At 56.6% G+C, this 4,454-nt stretch carries 4 protein-coding genes; 3 read left to right on the top strand and 1 reads right to left on the bottom strand.

The genetic code is table 11. The features are described from left to right. On the top strand, nucleotides 1-253 hold a 253-nt coding region (locus HMPREF2724_RS12065; protein ID WP_246818267.1), incomplete at its 5' end, for a YlcI/YnfO family protein. 203 nt (nucleotides 254-456) lie between these two features. Here HMPREF2724_RS12065 and lpdA read toward each other — a convergent pair. Then, entirely contained in the window at nucleotides 457-1,869 is a 1,413-nt protein-coding gene (gene lpdA / locus HMPREF2724_RS12070; RefSeq protein WP_061920262.1) for a dihydrolipoyl dehydrogenase, read from the bottom strand. Nucleotides 1,870-2,477: 608 nt separating this feature from the next. Here lpdA and HMPREF2724_RS12075 point away from each other — a divergent pair. Both HMPREF2724_RS12075 and HMPREF2724_RS13370 read left to right on the top strand, forming a co-directional pair. After that, nucleotides 2,478-3,890, top strand: coding sequence for an alpha/beta hydrolase (locus tag HMPREF2724_RS12075; protein ID WP_070456767.1), 1,413 nt, complete (start codon nucleotides 2,478-2,480; stop codon nucleotides 3,888-3,890). Between the two features lie 39 nt (nucleotides 3,891-3,929). Next, the coding region (locus HMPREF2724_RS13370; protein WP_246818268.1) for an alpha/beta hydrolase-fold protein at nucleotides 3,930-4,454 on the top strand (525 nt) is incomplete at its 3' end.

A 4,454-nucleotide genomic window follows, 5' to 3' on the forward strand; every position in this document is an offset into this window, starting at 1 on the left:
CCCTAAAGGTATGCGCACGACGATAAACCTCCCGCCGAAACTCCTTGAAGAAACGAAGGTCCAAGCCAAAGCCAACAATGTCACTTTGAGCTCATACGTCGAAGAGGCGGTCCGCGCTGCCCTCAAGAAGGAAGCCCGCATCAGTACCGAAGACACCCCCGTTAACCTGCCCTCCTTCGATTGCGGCGGACCGGCTCTAGTTGATCTCAGCAACAAAGAAGCTGTGTGGGCGGTACTCGATGATCATTCCTGATGTCAACATTCGCGTTTATGCCTTCCACTCCGCTGCACCGCAACATAAACCCGCTCAACAATGGCTAAGTAGTGCTCTAAATCGGCATGAAACAATTGGACTCCTGGATGTTGTGGCAACGGCAGGTCTGTGTTTCCAGGACTGGGGATTTGCCAGAAGATGCAGAAAAGGCCCCCTCGCGGGGGCCTTAACGCGAAAAGCGCTTAGAGGTTAATCATGTGGCCGCCGATGCCCTCGGCAGCTTCCTTCATTGCCTCAGAAAGCGTTGGGTGGGTGTGGATATTGCGTCCGATTTCCTCAGCGGTGAGGTCGAAGCGTTGCGCCAGCGTCAGTTCCGGCAGAAGCTCGGAGACGTTGGAGCCAACCATGTGTCCACCAATGAGCTCACCGAACTCACCATCAGCAATGAGCTTGACGAAGCCGGCGGTCTCGTTAAGGCCCGCTGCCTTGCCGTTTGCGGAGAACGGGAAGGTTGCGACCTTGATGTCGCGGTCAGCAAACTTCTCGCGTGCCTGCTCCTCGGTGTAGCCGAAGGAAGCAACCTGCGGGTTGCAGAAGGTAGCACGCGGCATGTTCATGTAGTCACCCAGTAGCTGGGTCTCAGCGCCAGCGATAACCTCAGCAGCAACCACGCCCTGTGCCTCAGCAACGTGTGCAAGCTGGAGCTTTGCCGTGACGTCGCCAATTGCGTAGATGCCCGGAACGTTGGTGCGCATGTAATCGTCGATTGCGATAGCGCCGCGCTCGGTGAGCTCAACGCCGGTGTTTTCCAAGCCGAAGCCCTCAACGCGCGGTGCGAAGCCGATGGAGACCATGCAGCGGTCAACGGTCAGGGTGTCGGTCTTGGAGCCGTCCTTGGACTCGACCTCGACGGTGACATCGTTGCCATTGTCCTTGATGGAGGTGGTCTTGAAGCCGGTCAGCAGCTTCACACCAAGCTTCTTGTACTGCTTAGCAATCTCCTTGGAGACGTCCTTGTCCTCGTTCGGCAGGACGCGGTCCATGAACTCGACGATGGTGACGTCCACGCCGTAGTTAGCCAGAACGTATGCGAACTCCATGCCGATTGCGCCGGCGCCCACGATAACCATGGACTTCGGAGCTTCATCCTTGAGGATTTGCTCCTCGTAAGAAACGATGTTGCCGCCGATTTCAACGCCTGGGAGGGAGCGAACGACGGAACCCGTTGCGATGATGCAGTTTTCAAAGGTGACGGTCTTGCCCTTGTCATCACCCTCGGTGATTTCGATGGTCTTTGCGTCTTTGAAGGAGCCAAGGCCGTTGATCTCGGTAATCTTGTTCTTCTTCATCAGGTAGTGGACACCCTTGACGATGCCCTCAGAGACCTTGCGGGAGCGCTTGTGAGCAACACCGAAGTCGAAGGAGACATCACCAGAGATGCCGAAAGCCTTAGCTTCATGGTTGAAGGTGTGTGCAACCTCGGCGTTCTTCAGCAACGCCTTGGAAGGAATACAGCCAACGTTGAGGCAGACGCCTCCCCAGTACTGCTTCTCAATGACAGCAACCTTCTTGCCAAGCTGGGCTGCGCGGATGGCGGACACGTAGCCGCCTGGGCCCGCGCCGAGTACTACAACGTCATAATGTTCTTGAGTCACGCGTACAAGAATACGGAAGATTATCCGCGCTGTCTCACTCTCCCCCAAGATTGAGTACCTTTTAACTTTCTAAGACGAAAACGCAGCCCTCACAGGAATTAAAAAATCTCCCTTTCCTGCCTTAAAAGCAAGGTAGGAAGGGAGATTGGTTCAGCCGAAGCAGTGTCTTAGAACAGACCCATGCCCAGCGCAGCCTCGGAGGACATGGAAGAGCCAGCGTGTACCCAAGCGCCGAGGACGTTGTTGATGGCGACAATGAAGGAATCAAAAGCGTTCATGAAGTCTTACTTTCTGTTGTTGCTGCACAAATGCAGGGAGGCGGAAAGAAACCTGCTGGTGGGGATGGTTTCCTGCGAGCAAATTGCACTCTTTATAACGGCATCTTAGGCACATACGTTACGCAGTGCGCTAATTCCAGCCGAAATTATGACACAAAAGCCACATGTTCACCAGCATTCACTTTTGTTACTTGATAGTTTGACTGTAGCTCCCTCGTTGTCTCCTCTCTCCTACCTCTTGCCTTTGGCGAGGGCACAAGGGAATATAGTCAACGAAAATGCGAGGACCCTCTCACGCATTACCGACTCCCTCTAAGGAAGCAAACCTAAATGAAGACTCTCCACTCATTGGTCAAAGTCGCTGCCTCTGCAGCGCTGATTTTGGGGTGTACGATCATTCCGGCCACCGCATCTGAAGTGCCTGCTGCCACCGTGGCAGGCGCCGCCACCCCTTCCACCATCACCGAGGATTCCGCCTGGAAAGTCCTTAACGCGGATCCCTCCATTCAGGGCCTTTTGGTCTCCGAAGACGAATACCGAGAAAGCATCGAAACCTACCGTGCAGCCGCAGCGGACGGCACCCTCGATGCCGCGAAGTACAAGGAGCTGAGCTTCGACCTGGATCTGGCGAAGTTGCCAGACGAGTTGAAGTGGTACGGCTACGTTTACAAGTACCCGGACTACCGCGCCAAAATCGTCACCATGCAGGCCTCTTCCCCTGCCATGAATGGCCGCGAAATCCCGCTCGCCGTCATCACCCCTGACGGCAAGTTCGATTCGCAGCGCCCGACGCTATACCTGCTCAACGGCGCAGGCGGCGCTGACCAAGGCATGGATTGGATCGTCAGCACCGCTGGCCGCGACCTAGATCCGGAAAAGCCGGGCACCCAAGACATCGATGACTTCTACGGAGACCGCAATGTCAATGTCGTCATCCCGCAGGCCGGCGCATTCAGCTACTACACCAATTGGCTGGAGGAACCGGACGGCAAGTACGGGCTTAAGGGCCCACAGAAGTGGGAGACCTTCCTAACCAAGGAGCTGCCTGGCCCGCTGGAGGATCACATCAACGGCAACGGGCAGCGCGGCATCGCTGGTATGTCCATGTCCGCCACCTCTTCGCTGCTGCTGGCTGAGCACAACCCACGCTTCTACGACGCAGTCGGTTCCTACGCCGGCTGCGCCGCTACCTCGAGGCCGCTGCCGCACTTCTACCTCCAGCTAACCCTGGGCCGCGGCGGCGCTACCCCAGAACAGATGTGGGGCGAAATGGGTGGCGAGTACAACCGTTATAACGACGGTCTCATCAACGCGACCAATAACAACCTGGGTGACACCGACATCTACGTGTCCGCCGGCTCCGGCCTCGCGGGCGCAACCGATTTGGGCTCGACCAAGTCTTCTTCCACCCTCGTGTTTGAAGGTGGCGCCATCGAAGCCGCAATGAGCGCTTGTACCCATGACTTGCAGGCAAAGCTCAATCACGAAAACGTCCCGGCTACATTCAACTTCCGCAACACCGGCACCCACTCCTGGCCGGGCTGGTTGGAAGACATCAACGCTTCCTGGAAGGTCTTCGGCACGGCATTCAACGCCCCAGAATCGGAGGCTCACGTCGCCGAGGCAAACAATGCTGATGAAGTACTTGCTAACGAAAAGCTTGACGACGCCGATATCCCTAATGTTGAGCAGCCTGCCCCCGCTGACTCCCTGCCGGTAGACCCAGCAGCGCCAGCACAGTAAGCTCTCCTTAAAACTCTCGACACGTTGGGAAAGAAGTTAATGAAGCGTATTAGCTCTATTATCGCCGCAGCCGCAATCGCTGCTGGCGCACTCGTTGTACCATCTGCTGGTGCTGCTACCGTTGCACAAGCAACCATTGCAGGTGACACCGCGCTGTCCACCATCACTGAGATCGACCCGAGCGCCGTTCCTGCCGATGTGGCAGGCACCAAGTGGTACAAGAAGTACAAGGATGACGGCCGCGTCGAGAAGCTGCTGGCCCATTCGCCTTCCATGGATCGCGATATCCCGCTGGCTGTCATCAAGGCTAATGCCGCTAACCGCCCAACCATCTACCTGCTCAACGGCGCTGGATCTGCAGAGCAGGATTCTGACTGGCTGAGCTTGTCCGACGCGGTTGACTTCTACCACGAGAAGAACGTCAATGTCGTCGTTCCGCAGGCTGGTGCTTTCTCCTACTTCACTGACTGGGAGCAGGAGCCAAACGGTAAATACCTGCAGGGCCCGCAGAAGTGGGAGACCTTCCTGACCAAGGAGCTGCCAGGACCAATCGAGCAGCGCCTC

The sequence above is a fragment of the Corynebacterium sp. HMSC071F07 genome (assembly GCF_001810285.1).
Lineage (GTDB): Bacteria > Actinomycetota > Actinomycetes > Mycobacteriales > Mycobacteriaceae > Corynebacterium > Corynebacterium simulans.

Bases quoted from the DNA above. Each gene is read 5' to 3' on its own strand.
- HMPREF2724_RS12075 (WP_070456767.1), top strand. From the start codon at position 2,478: ATGAAGACTCTCCACTCATTGGTCAAAGTCGCTGCCTCTGCAGCGCTG.